General features: G+C 57.0%; 14 protein-coding genes and 1 rRNA gene. 4 read left to right on the top strand and 11 right to left on the bottom strand.

The genetic code is table 11. From position 1 onward, the window contains the following. Positions 1-301: 301 nt before the first annotated feature. The 3 genes from ACXAG1_RS07060 to ACXAG1_RS07050 all read left to right on the top strand — a co-directional run bounded on the left by ACXAG1_RS07060 (position 302) and on the right by ACXAG1_RS07050 (position 5,818). A complete protein-coding gene (locus tag ACXAG1_RS07060; protein WP_475119353.1) occupies positions 302-1,543 on the top strand; it encodes a TonB family protein in 1,242 nt (413 codons plus the stop codon). Positions 1,544-1,734: 191 nt separating this feature from the next. Then, on the top strand, positions 1,735-3,810 hold the full coding sequence (locus tag ACXAG1_RS07055) for a M13 family metallopeptidase (protein WP_475119352.1): 2,076 nt from the start codon (positions 1,735-1,737) through the stop codon (positions 3,808-3,810). Between the two features lie 121 nt (positions 3,811-3,931). Next, positions 3,932-5,818 (top strand): MFS transporter, encoded by a 1,887-nt coding sequence (locus ACXAG1_RS07050; RefSeq protein ID WP_475119351.1) that lies wholly within the window; start codon positions 3,932-3,934, stop codon positions 5,816-5,818. A gap of 113 nt (positions 5,819-5,931) precedes the next feature. Here ACXAG1_RS07050 and tpx read toward each other — a convergent pair whose 3' ends face one another. The 5 genes from tpx to prfC all read right to left on the bottom strand — a co-directional run bounded on the left by tpx (position 5,932) and on the right by prfC (position 10,693). Next, positions 5,932-6,426, bottom strand: a complete 495-nt coding sequence (gene tpx, locus ACXAG1_RS07045) for a thiol peroxidase (RefSeq protein ID WP_475093881.1) — start codon at positions 6,424-6,426, stop codon at positions 5,932-5,934. Positions 6,427-6,579: 153 nt separating this feature from the next. Continuing rightward, a complete protein-coding gene (locus ACXAG1_RS07040; RefSeq protein ID WP_475119350.1) occupies positions 6,580-7,998 on the bottom strand; it encodes a M20/M25/M40 family metallo-hydrolase in 1,419 nt (472 codons plus the stop codon). A gap of 85 nt (positions 7,999-8,083) precedes the next feature. Beyond that, positions 8,084-8,422, bottom strand: coding sequence for a hypothetical protein (locus ACXAG1_RS07035; protein ID WP_475093883.1), 339 nt, complete (start codon positions 8,420-8,422; stop codon positions 8,084-8,086). Positions 8,423-8,425: 3 nt separating this feature from the next. Continuing rightward, positions 8,426-9,052: a lysophospholipid acyltransferase family protein gene (locus tag ACXAG1_RS07030; protein ID WP_475093884.1), complete on the bottom strand. Its 627-nt coding sequence runs from the start codon at positions 9,050-9,052 to the stop codon at positions 8,426-8,428. Positions 9,053-9,109: 57 nt separating this feature from the next. Further along, positions 9,110-10,693, bottom strand: coding sequence for a peptide chain release factor 3 (gene prfC, locus ACXAG1_RS07025; protein WP_475093885.1), 1,584 nt, complete (start codon positions 10,691-10,693; stop codon positions 9,110-9,112). A gap of 108 nt (positions 10,694-10,801) precedes the next feature. Here prfC and ACXAG1_RS07020 point away from each other — a divergent pair, with 108 nt between their 5' ends. After that, the gene (locus ACXAG1_RS07020) at positions 10,802-12,574 is read left to right on the top strand and encodes an aminopeptidase P family protein (RefSeq protein ID WP_475119349.1); all 1,773 of its coding nucleotides are present in this window, start codon (positions 10,802-10,804) and stop codon (positions 12,572-12,574) included. A 30-nt stretch (positions 12,575-12,604) separates the two neighbouring features. On the opposite strand, the gene ACXAG1_RS07015 is transcribed toward ACXAG1_RS07020, so the two are convergent. The 6 genes from ACXAG1_RS07015 to rrf all read right to left on the bottom strand — a co-directional run bounded on the left by ACXAG1_RS07015 (position 12,605) and on the right by rrf (position 18,462). Next, on the bottom strand, positions 12,605-13,978 hold the full coding sequence (locus ACXAG1_RS07015) for an MATE family efflux transporter (protein WP_475119348.1): 1,374 nt from the start codon (positions 13,976-13,978) through the stop codon (positions 12,605-12,607). A gap of 54 nt (positions 13,979-14,032) precedes the next feature. Continuing rightward, complete coding sequence (gene rimI / locus ACXAG1_RS07010) at positions 14,033-14,557, bottom strand: ribosomal protein S18-alanine N-acetyltransferase (RefSeq protein ID WP_475119347.1); 525 nt, start codon at positions 14,555-14,557, stop codon at positions 14,033-14,035. 42 nt (positions 14,558-14,599) lie between these two features. Next, the gene (locus ACXAG1_RS07005; RefSeq protein ID WP_475119346.1) at positions 14,600-15,397 is read right to left on the bottom strand and encodes a hypothetical protein; all 798 of its coding nucleotides are present in this window, start codon (positions 15,395-15,397) and stop codon (positions 14,600-14,602) included. A gap of 24 nt (positions 15,398-15,421) precedes the next feature. Continuing rightward, entirely contained in the window at positions 15,422-16,957 is a 1,536-nt protein-coding gene (locus ACXAG1_RS07000) for a 2-isopropylmalate synthase (RefSeq protein ID WP_475093890.1), read from the bottom strand. 531 nt (positions 16,958-17,488) lie between these two features. Continuing rightward, the gene (locus ACXAG1_RS06995) at positions 17,489-17,968 is read right to left on the bottom strand and encodes a glutathione peroxidase (protein WP_475093891.1); all 480 of its coding nucleotides are present in this window, start codon (positions 17,966-17,968) and stop codon (positions 17,489-17,491) included. Between the two features lie 378 nt (positions 17,969-18,346). Further along, positions 18,347-18,462 (bottom strand): 5S ribosomal RNA (rrf, locus tag ACXAG1_RS06990). Positions 18,463-18,756 lie beyond the last annotated feature (294 nt).

The raw sequence follows: 18,756 nt of genomic DNA, 5'->3' as shown, positions 1-18,756 counted from the left end.
CCGGGATTCCGGGAAATTGAAAAAACGAGACATTTTACCCATTTCAGGGTTGAACTCCATTGCAGTTGCAGTAGAGTTGAGCAGACCCTGGATCAAAAACACGCTATTGATGGGGAATTTTTAACCAACGCCTTTGGTGCGAATTCCAGCCCCTCACCAGTGCGTATTTTATCCGGGCCGCGCCTTTCGGGGGGAAGGTGCGACCGAAGCAACTGATCATCCCCAGGGGTATATGGAAGGGGACTCAGCGCTTTACCTGCCGGTTTCTGCCCATCCGGCGACAAAAAGATACCAACGAAAAATGAAATCGATAAAACTCGTCATTGCCCTGCTGCTGTTCGCTTCGGCCCTGACAGCCAAAGCGGCACCGCTCCTGAACGGGCTGGCCCTGGAGCAGCAATTCAATAAAGACCGCTATATCGTCGCCGTTTATTCGGAACAGCTTTCCGACAGCGCCAGCACACTGCTGGATAGTGATATGCCGCGCAGCATGCAGGTTCGCGTCATTGCTGACCGCCTCTCGGCGCGCCGTTTCCGCAACCAGTGGATGGAAGGTATCGCGATCAACAATGCCGGCGACACCCTCGCCGGGCAGGCCGACAACATGGTGACTTTCGCCAACCTGTTTAAAGGCCGCCTGATGGCTGGAGACCATCTGCGAATTGATTACGCCGCGGATACCGGCATCACCTCCGTCTCTCTGAATGACATCATGCTGGGTATGATCGAAGACCGCGAGTTCTTCAATACCCTGCTGCGCGCCTGGGTGGGCCCGGTCCCTCCGTCAACCGAATTCCGTGACAACCTGCTCGCCGCAGGACAGGTCGACTCCGGCCTGCTGGCCACCTACGAATCCCTGCAGCCGGGGGCAGACCGTGTGGCACAGGTCGCCGCCATGGCGGACGAGCAAGAAGCGGAACAGGAGCCCGCAGCTGCGGCCAAACCCGAACCGGCCAAGCCGGTACAGGTAGCAACTGCCAAGCCGAAGCTGACCGCAGACATTCCGCCGCCCACCCTGGCCGCCATTGGCACAGCCGCGATTCAGAAGCCGTCGGCAAAAGCTGAACAGCCCGCAGCAGACAAACCAGAGCCTCCGCGCGCCGACCCCAAACCGGCCGTAGCCGCCACCGCCCCGTCTACCCAGCCAAAACCTCTGAACCCAACCACCACGCGCCCGACAAGCCCGCCGATGGAAGAAGAGGAAGAGCTGGAAGAAGAGGAAGAGGCACCACTGACCGCGGACATGATCCTGGCACGCCAGATCTACCACTCAATGCTTCTGCGGCACACCTTCAAGCACATTCGCTACCCGAAACGCGCCCAGGAGCGCGGCCAGGAAGGCAGTGTTCGCCTGAACGTGACCATCGACAACAGGGGCAATGTTACCAACGTCAGCACATTGCAGGAGTCCCGCTACTCTAGCCTGAACCGCGAAGCCCTTGAAGCCGTGGATCGCGCGGGCCCCTACCCCGCCACCCCGGCACAGCTGAAGATGGAAGAGTACCGCTTCTCGGTACCGATCACCTTCCGCCTCCCGGACTGACCTGCAGCCGATTCACCCAGAAGCCCCGCTCCGCGGGGCTTTTTTATGCCTGCATTTCCGTCGCCCGGCAGCAACCACTCGCCGCAGCAGTGCTTGCCGACATCTCCCGCCCACGCATACTATGAGAGCCACCCAAACTTCGTCCGGCCGATCAACCGGACCACATCCAATAAAAGCCCAAAAGGCCAACTATGAAAAAGCTGCTTTTACCTCTGGCAATTGCCACGGCCATCACCGCCGCTGGCGGCTGCACAAAATCTGACAACACTTCCAGCGCGGGCGTCGACGCCAAGCCCGTAGCCGAACAAGGCACCGCCGGCGCTCTCAGCTCCGGTATCGACCTCAGCGCAATGGACACCACCGTGCGCCCACAGGACGACTTCTATGCCTACGTAAACGGCAACTGGATGAAGAACACCGAGATTCCCGCGGACAAATCCCGCTGGGGCGGTTTCAGTATCCTACGCGACAAGGCCACCGAAGAAGTAAAAGCCCTGATCATGGAAGCCGGTGAGCATGCCAGCAGTGCCGGCGCCAAGCAGATTGGCGATCTCTACAACAGCTATATGAATGAAGAGCTGATTGAGGAAAAAGGTCTGAGTGCAATAGAGGGCGAGCTGGCCAAGGTTGACGCTATTCAGTCTCGCAAAGACCTGAGCGATTTTTTCGCCTACGCGGACACCGTTGGCTACAACACCCCGTTCGGCGCCGGTATTTGGCAAGATCTGAAGCAGGTTGAAAACTACATCACTGTCATCTGGCAGGCAGGCCTCGGCCTCCCCGACCGCGACTATTACTTCGATGAGTCTGAAAAAGGTCAGAAGCTGCAGCAGGCCTACCGCGAATACCTGATCAAGATGCAGAAAATCGCCGGTCTGGACAACCCGGAGCAGAGTGCTGACGCCATTTTCCAACTGGAAAAAAGCCTGGCAGAACACCACCGCTCCCGAGTGGAAAACCGTGATCCGGACAAGTACTACAACAAGTTGAGTGTTGCGGAACTACAGGCATTAATGCCGGCCGTCGATCTGGAAAGCTACCTGAGCAAGGCACACCTGGAAAAAGCCGAGAGCTTTATGGTTGGCCAGCCCGAGTATCTGGAAGCCGCCAACCAGATCATCGCCGACACCGACCTGGAAACCTGGAAGCGCTACCTGAAACTGAAAGTGCTTTCCGCAGCCGCGCCCTACCTGAACAGCGAAATCGCCCAGGCCAACTTCGATTTCTACAGCACCACCATTCGCGGCGTTGAACAGATGGAACCCCGCTGGAAGCGCGCGGTGCAGTTTGTAAACGGCTCCGTGGGTGAACTGGTTGGCCAGCGCTATGTGGAAAAATACTTCCCGCCGGAAGCCAAGGCGCGCATGGTCAAACTGGTGGATAACCTGAAGGCGGCTTACAAGGAGTCTATCGAATCCCTGACCTGGATGAGCGAAGACACCAAGAAGGAAGCCCTGACCAAGCTGGCTAACTTCACCACCAAAATCGGCTACCCCGATTCCTGGCGCGATTACAGCGCGCTGCAGGTGAAGGCGGACGACCTGGTGGGCAACGCCATCGCCGCGACCCTGTTTGAAACCCTGCACGAGCGCGACAAGCTGGGCAAACCACTGGACCGCGGTGAGTGGGGCATGAGCCCACAAACCGTGAACGCCTACTACAACCCGGCGATGAACGAGATCGTTTTCCCCGCAGCCATCCTGCAGCCGCCGTTCTTCAATATGAATGCAGACGACGCGGTGAATTACGGCGGTATCGGCGGTGTGATCGGCCACGAAATCGGCCACGGCTTCGACGACAAGGGCTCCAAGTTTGACGGTAAGGGCTACCTCAACAACTGGTGGACCGATTCCGACCTGAAAAACTTCGAGCAATTGACCGGCAAGCTGGTTGCCCAGTACAACGGTTTTGAGCCGCTGGAAGGCGAGCACGTTAACGGTGAGCTGACCCTGGGTGAGAACATCGGCGACCTGTCCGGTCTGGGTATCGCCTACAAAGCTTACAAGATGTCTCTGAACGGCGAGGAAGCGCCGAAGATTGACGGTTTCACCGGTGATCAGCGTGTATTCCTGGGCTGGGCGCAGGTGTGGCGCAGCAAGATGCGCGACGAGGCTCTGAGCGAGCGCCTGAAGACCGACCCGCACTCCCCGGCCGAGTACCGTGTGCAGGGCGTACTGCCGAATATCGAAGCTTTCTACTCCGCGTTTGACGTGAAGGAAGGCGACGGTATGTATCTGCCGGAAGAAGAGCGTGTGGTGATCTGGTAATCAGTACCACCTTCGCCTCTTTCGAAGCCCCGCTTTGCGGGGCTTTTTTCTGTAGGTACGACCTGCCCCTCTCCGGTTGAATGGCTTACCATAGTTCTCAAAGGACTTTGGGGAGACCAAAATGGCCCACAAGAACCAGTTCCAGCTGCTCGGCAGCCGTCGCTTTCTACCCTTCTTTTGCACCCAATCTCTGGGCGCCTTCAATGACAATGTATTCAAGAATGCATTGATCGTGATGATCGCGTTTCGCCTGGCCACGGATGAGGCGAACTTTCTGATCAATCTGGCCGCGGGCCTGTTTATCCTGCCGTTTTTTCTGTTTTCCGCTACTGCCGGTCAGGTGGCAGACAAGATCGACAAGAGCACTCTGATACGCCGGATCAAACTGGCGGAAATCGGCATTGTGCTGTTTGGTATCGGCGCTCTGTACAGCGGCAATAATTATCTGTGCCTGCTGGTGCTGTTTTTACTGGGCGCCCAATCCACCTTCTTCGGGCCGGTGAAGTACGCGATCCTGCCGCAGCATTTGCAGAAAGCAGAGCTGGTGGGCGGCAATGCGCTGGTGGAAATGGGCACATTTGTTTCCATCCTGACCGGCACCATTGTTGGCGGCCTGCTGGCGGGTTTTACCGGTGAGGGACAATCGGGGCTGCTGTGGATTTCCGCGGTGATCCTGGTGACAGCGATTACCGGTTATCTGGTGAGCCGGGCAATTCCCCAGGCGGTGCCACCGGCGCCGGACCTGAAGATCAATTACAACCCGGTGACCCAGACCGGCCGTATTTTGAAAGAAGCGGCGAAAACACCTGCGGTGTTTTACGCGATTATCGGGATTTCCTGGTTCTGGCTTTTGGGCGCGGCCTATCTCACCCAGATTCCCAGCCTGACCCGCAACGTGCTCGGCGGCAGTGAATCCCTGGTTACCCTACTGCTGTGCTGTTTCACCATCGGTGTCGCCATCGGCTCGCTATTGTGCGGGCGCCTGTCCGGAGGACGGGTGGAACTCGGCCTGGTTCCCATCGGTGCGGCAGGATTGACCGTAGTCGGTGTATTACTGGCCTCGGCAACCGGCAGTTATCAGCCGCCGGCGGAGGCAACGGTTGCCGCTTTCTGGGCCAATGAGGGCTCGCTGGGAATTCTGGTAAACCTGACGCTGATCGGCATTTTCGGCGGATTCTTTATCGTGCCGCTGTATTCCATGATGCAGGAGCGCTCCGAGGCCACCATTCGCGCGCGGATTATTGCGGTCAACAATGTGATGAACGCGCTGTTTATGGTGGTCGCGGCGGTAATGGGGATCGTGTTCCTGAATGTGCTGGGCGCAAGTATTCCGCAGTTTTTCCTGATCATTGCGCTGATGAACGCGGCGGTGGCCATCTTTGTTTTCACCAAGGTGCCGGAATTCGCCATGCGCCTGTTGATCTGGCTGCTGTCCCACACCATGTACCGGGTAAAACACGAGGGCCTGGAGCGTATTCCCGCCGAGGGGCCGGCCATTATCGCCTGTAACCATGTGAGCTATGTGGATGCGCTGCTACTTGCAGGCGCTGTGCGGCGCCCCATCCGTTTTATTATGTACAAACCGATCTACCAGATCCCGGTGCTGCACTTTATTTTCAAAACCAGCCGCGCCATTCCCATCTGCTCCAAACAGCAGGATCCGGAGGGCTATGCCCAGGCGTTTGCGGATATCGAGCAGGGACTGAAAGACGGCGACCTGCTGTGTATCTTCCCCGAAGGTCAGCTGACCAAAGATGGCGAACTGCAACCCTTCAAAGCCGGGATTGAAAAGATCCTGCAACGCACACCGGTGCCGGTCATTCCCATGGCACTGCGCGGTTTGTGGGGCAGCTTCTTCAGCCACAAGGACGGCAGCGCATTCAGCACCCTGCCGCGACGTTTCTGGTCGCGCGTCAGCGTGGTGGCGGGGAATCCGGTGGCTGCGGCGGAAGTGAAAGCGGAGGCACTGCAGGAAACGGTTCTGGATTTGCGTGGAGAGGCCCGATAACCCCACTGACTCGAAAAGTTTACGCAATACAAACAAAAACGCCGCGGCAACGACCGCGGCGTTTTTGTTTGTTACGAAGACCAAACGGTAATCGAACAATTGTCGAGTAACGGTTACAGGGCGCCGATGGCACCTTCGTAGCTCGGCTCGTCGGCGGTTTCGGCAACCTGCTCGGTGTAAATCACTTTACCGCTCTCATCGATCACTACCACCGCGCGGGACAGCAGACCTTTCAGCGGGCCGGTCTCGAATGCCACCCCGTAATCACTACCAAAGCCTGAACGGAATGCAGAGCCCAGTTTCACATCGTCGAGGCCCTCGGCGCCACAGAAGCGGGTCATGGCAAAAGGCAGATCTGCAGACACACACACAACCACGGTGTTCTCCAGGGAAGATACCTTTTCATTGAATGTGCGCACAGAAGTGGCACAGGTCGGGGTGTCTACGGATGGGAAAATATTCAGTACCACACGCTTTCCGGCGAGGTCCTGCAGGGTAATTTCGGAGAGATCACCTTGCACCAGGGTGAACGCCGGCGCCTGGCTGCCAACTGCCGGGAGATCGCCAACGGTGGTGATGGGGTTTCCTTTCAGAGTGATATTGGCCATGTGCGTATTCCTTGACTTGCCTGTTGAAAGTGGAGGCAGCATGACGACGCCCTATAGCAATGTCAATCAAGCGGCAGGTAATTTCACGGCACAAAAAAGCCCCACAAAGTGCGGGGCTTTTGCAAGGCTTTGAGCCCTCAGGAAATGTGAGAATCAGTGCTCGGTCGGCACGCGACCGAAATCCCCTTCCATTTCCGCCGCCAGGAATGACATCACGACCCAGGCCGCCACATTCTGCTTGAGGTTTTCCGGGTCTACCTTGTCCAGGGTGTCGTTGGGCGTGTGGTGGTAATCGAAGTAATCGCTACCATCCTGGTACAGCCCCATGGCCGGCACGCCGCGGGCAACGAATACACTGCTGTCCGGGCCACCGGAAGATTTATTGTTACCACGCTCGATACCCAGCGGCGCCAGCAGTTGCATCATCTGATCCGCGATGGCGAACTTGCTCTCCGGAATGCGGGTATCAAATCGCCAGACCTTACCGGCGCCAAAATCCGATTCGGACACCATGATGATCTTGTCCAGTTCGTTCTGGTGGGCATCCACATACTGCTTGGCGCCCACGAGGCCAATCTCCTCGGCACCGAATAGCACAACACGCAGGGTACGGCGCGGGCGCTGGGGCAGCTCGGAGATCAGTCGCGCGGTTTCCATTACGATGGCTACGCCAGCCCCATCGTCCAGGGCGCCAGTGCCCTCGTCCCAGCTGTCCAGGTGTGCGCCGATCAGCACCACTTCTTCCGGCTTCTCGCGGCCAACGACTTCGCCGATCACGTTGAAGGAGGGGCCATCGGCCAGTGGCTCGTTATGTACATCCAGTTTTACTTCCACCGGCTTACCACGCTCGAGCATGGCTTCCAGCAGGTTCGCATCCGGAGCGGACAACGCCAGCGCCGGTACCGGGTTTTCAACACCGTCGATGGACATCATACCGGTGTGTGCAAAGCGGTCGGAGTCGGTACCCACTGAACGCAGCAACATTGCTGCAGCGCCTTTTTCCGCTGCGGCGCGCATCCCCTTGCTGCGCCCCTGTACTGCCGGGCCGTAGCCCTCTCCGGTGCGGGCGCGCTCCATGCGCTTGTTAATGAAGGCGATCTTGCCTTTCACCTTGCGCGCCGGCGCCTTCATCAGCGCTTCCACATCTGCGAACTCCACGATCTCCGCGGTGAGGCCGCCCTCTGGGGTTGACGCACCGTAGCCTAGAGAGGAAACCACCAGTGGCTGCGGGAAAGGAGCGGTAACTTCCGCATGTGCATGACCGCGCGCCCAGCGCTTCACGTCGATCTGCTCGGTGTACACACGGTCGAAACCGAGGTCTTTCATTTTCTGTTGCGCCCATGCCACCGCGCGCTCGTCACCTTTGGTACCGGCACGACGGGGGCCGACCTCCACGGTGAGAGATTCCACCAGGCTGTATGCGTCGGAGGATTCCAGCGCGCGATCCCGCAGCACTTCCGCCACGGACAAATCCTCCTGCTTCAATGGTACGGCTTGCGCGGTAGCAACCAGTAGCGCAGCGGCAAAGCTTCCGGTAATGGCAGTAAGTGGTTTCAACACTCGGTTCAACATTGGCTTCTCCAGTTACAACTCGTGGAAATTATTTTATTGGTCAGAATTCGGTATTAACGGCACACGCTGCCGGCATGAACATCGGTCAGCCCTCGGCGGGAAGGGCGAGTAATCGCTCTCGCACTGCGCGCAGCTGCTCAAGCCCGGTATCAGAAAACAGGTAAGGCATCTTGCCGGTGTACTCGTTTTCTTCGATTTGCAGGCATTCCAGGCGCAGCGCCTCCAGCGGCGGATCGTGCCGCATGGGGTAGCCAATCAGCACACGCCATTCATTGTCATCCGCCTGCCCGGCAATCACATCTTCCAGCCCCTGCTGAAACTGCGCGCGCTCCATCCGAAAACGCGGCGTGCGCATATGCATCAGCCCCCAGATGATGAGGGCAAACACCGCAAAGGAAACAACTAGCGTTATGACGATCGTCAACAGTTACCCCGCATCCACAAAGTCGGTCTGATTTTCAGGGTTACGCCCGCGGTACTTGCTAAACCGGCGTTGGATTTCCTGCATATCTTCATCGAAATTTCCGGTGGTTTTATACACCGAGTCGATACAGATTCGCTTGGTGGGGAAGTCCCAGGCAACCAGCAGTACCGGCACATTCGCCGCGTGGGCGATGCGCAGAAAGCCGTTTTTCCACTTGGCTGCTTTTTTACGGGTGCCTTCCGGGGTGATGGCCACCCACATTTTCTCGTGGTTTTTGAACTGGCTCGCTACCTGCTTGGCCATACCACCCGCGGCGCGCCGGTCGGTAGGGATACCCCCCAACCACATGAAGAGTCCCTTGAAAGGAAAAAAGAAAGCCTCCTTTTTCATCAACCAGGATGCTTTCAGCTTCAGTGCCATAATAAACGGCATTGCCACCACAAAATCCCAGTTGGAAGTGTGTGGAGCCAGCGCCACCATCAATTTTTTCTCCGCGGGAAACTCGCCGTCAAAACGCCAGCCCAATACTTTCACGATCAACAGACCGATACGCTGGGTAAGCCAGTTGCCCGTCCGCGGCATTTCTTCGGGCAGTTGTGCGGGAATCGTTGTGTTTTTTACGGCTGTCACTGCAACAATCTCTTCAATTTTCTGCGGAGTCAGGTTTGCGCGAATGCAATATTCAAATCAGTGTTCACGGGTCGCATAGAAGCGTACATCCGGGTAACGCTCTTCCGCCAGCTGCAGATTGACCCGCGTCGGCGCCAGATAGGTCAGGTGCCCGGAGCCATCCAGCGCAAGATTGATACTGGCCTTACGCTTGAAGTTCTCCAGCTCTTTATTGCTTTCGCTATCCACCCAGCGCGCGGTATTCACATTCACATTTTCGTAAATGGCTTCCACCTTGTACTCGTCTTTCAGACGGTACGCCACCACCTCAAACTGCAGTACCCCCACCGCGCCGACAATAATGTCGTTGTTATCCAGTGGGAAAAACACCTGCGTGGAGCCCTCTTCGGACAACTGCTGCAGTCCTTTTTGCAGTTGCTTCAGCTTCAGCGGGTCCTTCAGGCGAATCCGGCGGAACAGCTCCGGGGCAAAGTTGGGAATACCGGTAAATTTCAGGCTCTCTCCCTCGGTGAAGGTGTCGCCAATCTGGATGGTGCCGTGGTTGTGCAGGCCGATAATATCGCCCGCAATTGCCTCTTCCACGTGGGTGCGGTCGCCGGCCATAAAAGTCACTGCATCGGCAATTTTCACGTCCTTGCCGATACGCACGTGTTTCATTTTCATGCCGCGGCTGTAAGTGCCGGAGCAGACGCGCATAAACGCAATACGGTCACGGTGCTTGGGATCCATATTTGCCTGGATCTTGAAGACGAAACCGGAGAACTTGTCTTCACCCGGCTGCACTTCCCGCTCATTGGTCTCCCGCGACTGCGGACCCGGTGCCCATTCCACGAAGCCATCCAGCATTTCGCGTACACCAAAGTTGCCCAGCGCGGTGCCAAAAAACACCGGTGTCAGCTTGCCGGCGCGATAGGCTTCCAGATCAAACTCATGGGTGGCGCCGCGCACCAGATCGATTTCCTCGCGGATTTCCTCGGCATCCTCACCCAACAGGGCCGTTGCCTCATCGCTATCCAGGCCTTTGATCTGGATATCTTCCGGAATCGTGTGGCCCTGGCCCTGCTTGAATACGTGGATGGTGTCGGTGTAGAGGTTGTACACCCCTTTGAAGAGCTTGCCCGAACCCAGCGGCCAGTTGATCGGCGCCGCCTGGATATTCAGTACCTCCTCAATCTCGTCCATCACCTCGATGGGGTCGCGGATGTCGCGGTCCAGCTTGTTGATAAACGACAGAATCGGCGTGGTACGCAGACGACATACGTTCATCAGCTTGATGGTGCGATCCTCGACGCCTTTGGCGCCATCGATCACCATCAGCGCGGAATCCACCGCGGTCAGTACCCGATAGGTATCTTCGGAGAAGTCTTCGTGCCCCGGAGTATCCAGCAGGTTCACAACCCGCTGTTTGTAGGGGAACTGCATTACCGAGGAGGTTACCGAGATACCCCGTTCCTGCTCCATGGTCATCCAGTCAGAGCGCGCGTGCGGCCCCTTTTTACCCTTCACCGAACCCGCCAGCTGAATGGCATTTCCGAACAGCAGCAACTTCTCGGTCACCGTGGTTTTACCGGCGTCCGGGTGGGAAATGATGGCAAAGGTGCGGCGGCCGTTGATGCCCGCCAGAGAGGAGGATTGACCCATAGTGCAAACAATCGAGGTGGATAAAAAACAGGCGCGCATTATACACGTCGGCGCAGTTCTCTGGGGGCTGTTAGACTGCAAAAAGTATTTTAGTTATAGAGGTGGATAATGAGTCAGGAACGTTTGGAAGCGCTGCAACAGGCTCTGCAGGCACAACGGGTACAGGGCTTTCTGGTGCCTCGTTGCGACGAGTACCAGAACGAGTATGTACCCGCATGTGACGAGCGTCTCGCCTGGCTCACCGGCTTTGACGGCTCCGCCGGCCTCGCTGCCCTCGCCCACAGTCGCACTGCCCTGTTCGTTGATGGCCGCTACACCATTCAGGCCAAGCAGCAGATTGGCAATCAGGCCATCGAGCAACAAAACCTCACAGCCAATGAAATCGCAGAATGGCTCGGTGATGCCCTGAATGAAGGGGATACTTTGGGTTACGACCCGCGCCTGCACACGGAGCCTGGCCTGGCTCCGCTCCGGAAACGACTTGAAGAACAGGGAATACGGCTCCAGCCGCTGGACGCCAACCCCATCGATTGTATCTGGCAGGAGCGCCCCGCGGCGCCCGATGGTCCGGCTCGGCCCCACCCGCAGACGTTTACCGGCGAAGAGTCCGCCAGCAAACGCCGACGAATCGCGCAGCTGATTGCCGGCAAAAAACAGGACGCACTGTTGCTGGCAAACCCAGAGGTCTGCGCCTGGCTGTTCAATATCCGCGGTAGCGACATCCCCCATCTTCCTGTCGCCCTATCCATGGGTTGCCTGTACTCTGATGGCAGCGCCACTCTGTATTTGGCCGAAAACGCCGCCAGTGATGCCCTGCGCACTCATCTGGGACCGGAGGTAGAGCTGGTACACGACAAAGCGGAACTCTTCCAGGCTGCCGAGCGCCGGCACGTGCAGAGCGTGTGGGCAGACCCGTTGCTCAGCAACTGCTGGAGCCTGCAGCAACTGCGCGACCGGGATATTCAGGTACTGCTGGAAAGGGACCCGATCACCAGCGCCAAGGCACGCAAAAATGCCACCGAGCTGGAGGGCAGTCGCGCCGCGCACATCCGCGATGGGGCCGCTCTGTGTGAATTCCTGGCCGAGCTACCGGGCGCGGTGCAAGGCGACAATTTTGGCGAACTGGAAGCGGTCAAACTGCTGCGCAGCAAACGGGAACAGCGCGAGGGGTTTACCGACGACAGCTTTGACTCCATCTCCGGCTATCGCGGGAATGGCGCCATCGTGCACTACCGGGTTACCCCGGAATCCAGCCTGCCCATGGGGGCGGAAGGGATTTACCTGATCGACTCTGGCGGCCAGTATCCGGACGGCACCACCGACGTGACCCGCACGGTAGCACTGGGCGAAATTCCCGAAGCAGCTCGGGATCATTTCACCCGTGTCCTGAAAGGCCATATCGGCATCGCCACCCTGCGCTTTCCCACCGGTACCTGCGGCGAGCAGATCGACGCCTTCGCGCGCAAATCACTCTGGGATGCAGGTCTGGATTATGCCCACGGCACCGGCCATGGCGTGGGTAGCTTTTTGAGCGTGCATGAGGGGCCACAGCGTATCGGCAAGGCCAATACCAATGTGGCACTGGAAGCCGGAATGATCGTATCTAACGAGCCAGGGTTTTACCTGACAGGCGAATACGGCATCCGAATTGAAAACCTGATCTTCGTAAGGGAAAGCACGGAATTTGCTGGCTTTCTTGAGTTTGAGGATCTGACACTGGCGCCCATCGACCGCGCGCTGATCAACCCAGAACTACTCAGCGATACCGAATTGCAGTGGCTCAATAGTTATCACGAAAAAGTCTGTGCAACCCTGAGCCCTCTTGTGAATGAATCTACGCGCGCGTGGCTCGAAGCAGCAACTGCGCCAATCACTCGATAGCGGCTCAGCTTCTGAATGGCAGGGCGCCCGTTAACCGGGCGCCGCAACGGAAACTTTGCTCGCGTATTTTTTCAAATATTTGCGCAACCACCACCAGGCCAACAGCCCCAGCAACAGATTCGAAACCAACGTTGCCAGAAACAGGCCGGTAATGCCCCAGAAATGATTCCCCAGCCAGGCAAGAGGCAAATAAATCCCCAGCACCCGCAAGAAAGAAATCATCGTCGCAGGTAACGGGTGCCCCAGGCCATTGAACGCCGCATTGGCGGACATCACAAAGCCGTAGCCCGTGTAGCTGAATGGCACCAGGCACAAATAGGCGATCGCGACATCGAGAACCTGCGGGGAATCACTGAACAACCCCGCTATGGATCCACCGACCAGCCAAAGCAACAAAGCCAGACCAATACCAAACAGAATACAAAAGCGACCGAGCACGGAAATGGTTTCATCGAGCCGCTGCAATTTGCCCGCGCCCGCGTTCTGCCCCATAAACGGCCCCACTACCGAAGACAGCGCATAGAACACAATCAGCGCAAGTGGCTCAATGCGCAGGGCAATACCGAGACCGGCCACAGCATCGGCGCCGTGCGCCGCAACCAGCGCCACCACCACGCCGCCAGACATGGGAATAATCACATTCGTCGCGATGGCGGGGAGACCTACTTTTAACAGGCTCGACCAGGACTCTCTAAGCGCACCCCAGTCTGTGGTAGGAAGAGACAGCAGCTGCTCGCGCCGCGCCAGAACATACAGGGCGATAAAGAAACTGATACCGCGGGCAATCACGGTAGCCAGCGCCGCGCCCTGCAGTTCAAGACGGGGAAAACCGAGCAAACCGAAAATCAGCAAGGGATCCAGGATCAGATTGAAGAAGGCAACCGCCATCATGATACGCCCGGTCAGGGCGCTATTCCCGATAGCCCGCAAGGCAGACAGGGAAACCATGGGTACCACCGCAAATACCGCACCGTAATACCAGGTCACCATATACTCGGTAATCATTGGCAGCAGCCGCTCTTCTGCGCCCAGCAGGCGGAACAGCGGTTCGATCGTAGCAAGCCCTAGCACACTGACAATCACAGCCAACAGTGTTGCCAGTAAAGTGGCATCGGTGACCAGGCGGCGAACCCGCCCCATATCACCAGCGCCATAGGCTCGCGCTACGGCCGAGGAAGTCCCAGCGCCCAGCCCAATCGCCAGGGCGTTGATCACCATCACTACGGGAAAGGTGAAGCTCATTGCCGCCAGCGGGCCGTCGCCCAGTTTGGATACAAAATAGGTATCTACAACATTGAACGACATGGTGGCGAGAATACCCCACACCATCGGCAGTGCGAGCCGCTGCAAGTGCGCGGCAACAGACCCTTCCAACAGCGAAGGTTGTGATTGATGGGATGGCATGGTGATTCCGGACTTAGATGATGCGCGGCCATATATGGGGCGCAAATTGGCCGCTTACAATATCAGACTCATCAGCAGCGCGTCTTCTCGACTGCCGTCGGATTTTGGGTAGTAATTCTTGCGTCGCCCATCTTCGGAAAATCCGAGCTTGTGGTAGAGCGCCCGCGCCGGGCGGTTGGATGCGCGCACTTCCAGCAGCACCCGCGCCACATCTTCGGGGAACTGAGCAAAAATCTGCTGTAGTAATTGAGCCCCGAGGCCCTGGTTCCGCCAGTCCGGCGCCACGGCCACATCCAGAACTTCGATCTCGTCGAACAGACGGCTGACCACGCAGCAGGCTACGATCGTATTCTGGGTACCGGTATCCGATTGAGGGTTGCGCAATACCCAGCAGTGGTGACCTGTGGTCAGGCTGTCCCGGTACTGACCCGCATTCCACGGATGGCTGTGGGCGCTGCGGGCGAGCACTGCCAGTTCATCGCAATCCTGTAGATTGGCGCGTTCAAAACGCAGCTTGTCCGGCGAAGACTGTGCGGACGTTGGATTTGAAGCAGGCGGGGGTGAAGACGGTGGATTCAAGGGCGACTTCCCTGATCGGCCATAGTGAGAGATCCAGTAGCACTATTTACTGCGAGTTTGTTCGGGATAGTGCTTGCGAAGCAGTTGCCAGACTTCCCGTTTGCGCGATGGATCATTCAATAACTCGGTCAGGCTTGGCATCGCCAGCACTGGAATCCCCTGCCACTCACTGACCGCAGACTCCAGCGGTACCGGGGAGCAGTACTCCTGGGCCTGAGAGCCCATCAGCCAGATAGACTTCACCGATTTGCGTCCGCAGGCGGCTTCCAGCCAGCTTCCACAGGTCTCCCGGGCATCACTGGCGCCGGCAGCGGTAGCGAAAGGGTTTTCAGCCAGAGGCCATTTCAGCTTGTCGCGCTCGGCTGGCAACTGATGCCAGTCAAGGGCACGCACGATATTGCCGAACAGCGACTCCACCGGCAGCGCCGCTCCAGGCTCCCGACTATCCACCGCCAGCAGCTCTTCTCCCAACCACCAGCAACTGAGTACAAACGGCTGCACCGGTTTTTCCGGGGCTGCCACCGGCACTGCTTTGGCCGGTATGGAAACCTTCACATCCGCCGTCAGGCTGCCTACAACACGCTCCACCTCAAGCGGAGTATCGGGCCGGGACTCAGCAGGCGCAGGCGGCGAGTTCGCGGGCTCCGGCACTGATGCACCCACCGAGTGCATCAATGCAGCTGCTGAAGCAGGTCGTGTTTCAGACTCGGCTGGCGTTGACTGAGTGGGCGGGGGCAGCAGCGCCTGGGTAGGTTCTGCAGCGAGTGGCAGACGGAATCTCGGCATATAACTGGTCACGCCCAGTGCCGCCAGGTATTCCGTCCGCTGTAGTTCGTTCACTCTGTTCCCCGCTGGCGTCTTGCCTCAGACGCCGGTTGGCTTGCTGCTTTTACTGGCGAGCAAGTTTAACGCATCCAGATAGGCTTTTGCGGACGCTACAAGAATATCGGTATCGGCCCCAACGCCATTGACCAGTTTTCCGTCGCGCTCCAGTCGGACCGTTACGCTGCCTTGGGAGTCGGTACCCTGTGTAACCGCGTTGACGGAATAAAGCTGCAGGTCCGCCTGGCTTCCCACCACAGACTCAATGGCCTTGAAAGTTGCATCCACCGGACCACTGCCCTCAGCACTGCAGGTTTTCCGCTCGCCATCGATCACCAGTTCCAGCTGCGCCTGTGGATTGCTGCCACTTTTGCTGCGCACCTCGAGATCGGCCAGCTGATAGTGTTCCACCGGGTCTGCCGCACCGGAGATCAGGGACTGCAAGTCTTCATCGAAGATCTCATGCTTTTTATCCGCGAGATCCTTGAACCGCTGGAACAGCACATTGAACTCCGCTGGGTCGGCAAAGGTAACTCCCAGCTCCTCGTAGCGCGCCTTTACCGCCGCGCGACCGGAGTGCTTGCCAAGGACCAGACGGTTCTGCCCCCAGCCGACATCCTCTGCGCGCATGATTTCATAGGTCTCGCGGTGCTTGAGCACGCCATCCTGGTGAATACCAGATTCGTGCGCAAAGGCATTAGCCCCCACGATCGCTTTGTTTGGCTGTACCGGGAAGCCGGTAATAGAGGAAACCAGACGCGAAGTGGGCACGATATGCGAGGCATCGATACCGGTCTCTACCGGATACAGATCCTGACGGGTACGCACGGCCATTACGATTTCTTCCAGCGATGCATTACCCGCACGCTCGCCCAGACCATTGATGGTGCACTCTACTTGGCGAACACCATTCATCACCGCAGAAAGGGAGTTGGCCACGGCCAGGCCCAAGTCGTTATGACAGTGAGTAGAGAAAATCGCCAGGTCGGAATTGGGTACATTCTCAATGACCCGCTTGAACATGGCACCATACTCTCCCGGTTCACCGTAACCGACGGTATCGGGGATATTGATGGTGCCGGCACCGGCCTTGATGACCGCTTCGATAATCCGGTACATAAATTCCGGTTCAGAGCGGCTGCCGTCCTCCAGGGAAAACTCGACATCATCGGTAAACTGGCGCGCAGTTTTTACCGCCTCTACCGCCTGACGCAACACATCTTCCGGCTCCATCTGAAGCTTGTACTTCATATGGATGGGTGAGGTGGCAATAAAGGTGTGAATGCGGGAAGCATTGGCCTTTTTGAGCGCTTCGCCGGCACGCAGAATATCGGGCCCGACGGCACGGGCAAGGCTACATACACGGGAATCTTTTACGGTTTCTGCCACCGCCTGCACAGCTTCAAAATCGCCCTGACTGGCAATAGCGAAGCCGGCCTCGATGACGTCGACCCGCATGCGCTCCAGCATGGAGGCGATACGGATTTTTTCGTCCTTGGTCATGGAAGCGCCGGGGCTTTGCTCGCCGTCGCGCAAGGTGGTATCGAAAATGACTAATTTATCTTTTTTAGCGTTCATCAGGGCTCTTCTCCTAGTCTGGCCCGAGGCTAAACAGCGGTAACGCCGCTGTCTACGCACTGCTCGAATTAAGTACGGAATTCTGTAGAGAGGTATGGGAGTAAAATTATATGCCGCGGCGCGGCAGTCGTAGCAGGCGTGCTAGTAGTAGGAGGGCAGTGAAGCTCGCAGCGGGATAGCGTGAATAGGTGGTAAATGACGTCTCCGCGAAAACGCAGGAGACCCGACGCCGCACACCCGGCAACCATTTGCCGGCGGATTGACTGGGTTTCATGTCTGTATCCGTTTTCTGATTGATTAGTTCACTGCTCGCCAGTAGCAGAGTCCAACGCTAGCCCCTGCACTGGCGTCGCAAACTATAGTCCGATCACCCCCGACACATCAATACTCATCCTATTTGACCGGTTAGAAATAGCAGCCAAAGCAAAAAATAGATCAAACAATATAAACAAATTAGGATAAAACAACTTAGCGGAGCAAGTGTCAGCTGCCAGTCCCCGGCGAGATTCCCCGTTCGAGCAGGCTGGGCATCTACAGTAAGGCCTCAATATCTGCCGCAAGCTGTTCTGGCTTGTCTTTCGGCGCATATCGCTTCACCACATCGCCCTCACGGCCCACCAGGAATTTGGTGAAATTCCATTTGATACCTTCAGTCCCGAGAATCCCAGGCGCCAGTTTCTTCAGGTGTGAGAATAGTGGGTGTGCATCAGATCCGTTCACGTCCACCTTTGCATAGATTGGGAAGCTCACTCCGTAGTTAAGTGTGCAGAACTCCTGAATTTCGCTATCGCTGCCAGGCTCCTGCTGACCAAACTGGTTACAGGGGAATCCTAGTACAACCAGCCCCTGGTCCTTGTACTTTCGGTACAGGTCTTCCAACCCCTGATACTGCGGGGTAAACCCGCACTTACTCGCAGTATTTACCACGAGCAGGACCTTCCCTTTGAACTCATCCAGTGTTCCCCTTTTCCCTTCACTGGTTTGAACCGGGATAGTGAAGATATCGGACATGGGCTGACTCCTTGAAATATTACGGTCAATTTAACATCCGAATATATCGTACGCGTCCACCAGCGCAAGGTAATTCACAGGGCTGCTCAAGTTGCACAGGAAAACCGGGATTACCTGTGCATATCCTTACCATTTGATTTAGAGAACAAATTAAAACTTATGCACAGGGCGGTTACGCACAGAAACCTTGGACAGACTTGTGGGTAAGTGTGGGATATTAGGTGTGAGTGGCGTGGTTACTGGGGTTCGGAAAGCGTCTAAAAAAACGTCACCAAAGTTTCACGAAAATAACTGATTACTCAGCAAATTCAGGCAGAATTTCGCGATGCAAGAAAGAAAAAAGGCCGTACAGTTTCCTGTACGGCCTTTTGAATTAAAACCTGACGATGACCTACTCTCACATGGGGAATCCCCACACTACCATCGGCGATGTTGCGTTTCACTTCTGAGTTCGGCAAGGGATCAGGTGGTTCCACAACTCTATTGTCGTCAGGCAAACTGGCTTGGGTTGGCTTGGTCTTATGGACTTTTCTAGTCCTGCGCTGCCTGTTATCGCTGTTTGCCTCGATCAGCTTCCCAATCGGCGATAACCCCAAATAAGTCGGTAAAACATTCTGTAGTAATACACCGCAAGTCGATACTCTCTACGCTTTAAACGTTTCGAGCTTTGCGCGTCTCTCGATCGAACACAATCCGTTCGTTAGTAACCATCTCTGTTGTATGGTCAAGCCGCACGGGCAATTAGTACTGGTTAGCTCAACGCCTCACAACGCTTCCACACCCAGCCT

The sequence above is a fragment of the Microbulbifer sp. ABE4_465 genome, assembly GCF_056160765.1.
This window is presented reverse-complemented; position numbering and strand designations above follow the sequence as displayed.

Coding starts and splice junctions, on each gene's coding strand:
- ACXAG1_RS07060 (WP_475119353.1), top strand. CDS start 302: ATGAAATCGATAAAACTCGTCATTGCCCTGCTGCTGTTCGCTTCGGCC.
- ACXAG1_RS07055 (WP_475119352.1), top strand. CDS start 1,735: ATGAAAAAGCTGCTTTTACCTCTGGCAATTGCCACGGCCATCACCGCC.
- ACXAG1_RS07050 (WP_475119351.1), top strand. CDS start 3,932: ATGGCCCACAAGAACCAGTTCCAGCTGCTCGGCAGCCGTCGCTTTCTA.
- tpx (WP_475093881.1), bottom strand. CDS start 6,426: ATGGCCAATATCACTCTGAAAGGAAACCCCATCACCACCGTTGGCGAT.
- ACXAG1_RS07040 (WP_475119350.1), bottom strand. CDS start 7,998: ATGTTGAACCGAGTGTTGAAACCACTTACTGCCATTACCGGAAGCTTT.
- prfC (WP_475093885.1), bottom strand. CDS start 10,693: ATGGGTCAATCCTCCTCTCTGGCGGGCATCAACGGCCGCCGCACCTTT.
- ACXAG1_RS07020 (WP_475119349.1), top strand. CDS start 10,802: ATGAGTCAGGAACGTTTGGAAGCGCTGCAACAGGCTCTGCAGGCACAA.
- ACXAG1_RS07015 (WP_475119348.1), bottom strand. CDS start 13,978: ATGCCATCCCATCAATCACAACCTTCGCTGTTGGAAGGGTCTGTTGCC.
- ACXAG1_RS07000 (WP_475093890.1), bottom strand. CDS start 16,957: ATGAACGCTAAAAAAGATAAATTAGTCATTTTCGATACCACCTTGCGC.
- ACXAG1_RS06995 (WP_475093891.1), bottom strand. CDS start 17,968: ATGTCCGATATCTTCACTATCCCGGTTCAAACCAGTGAAGGGAAAAGG.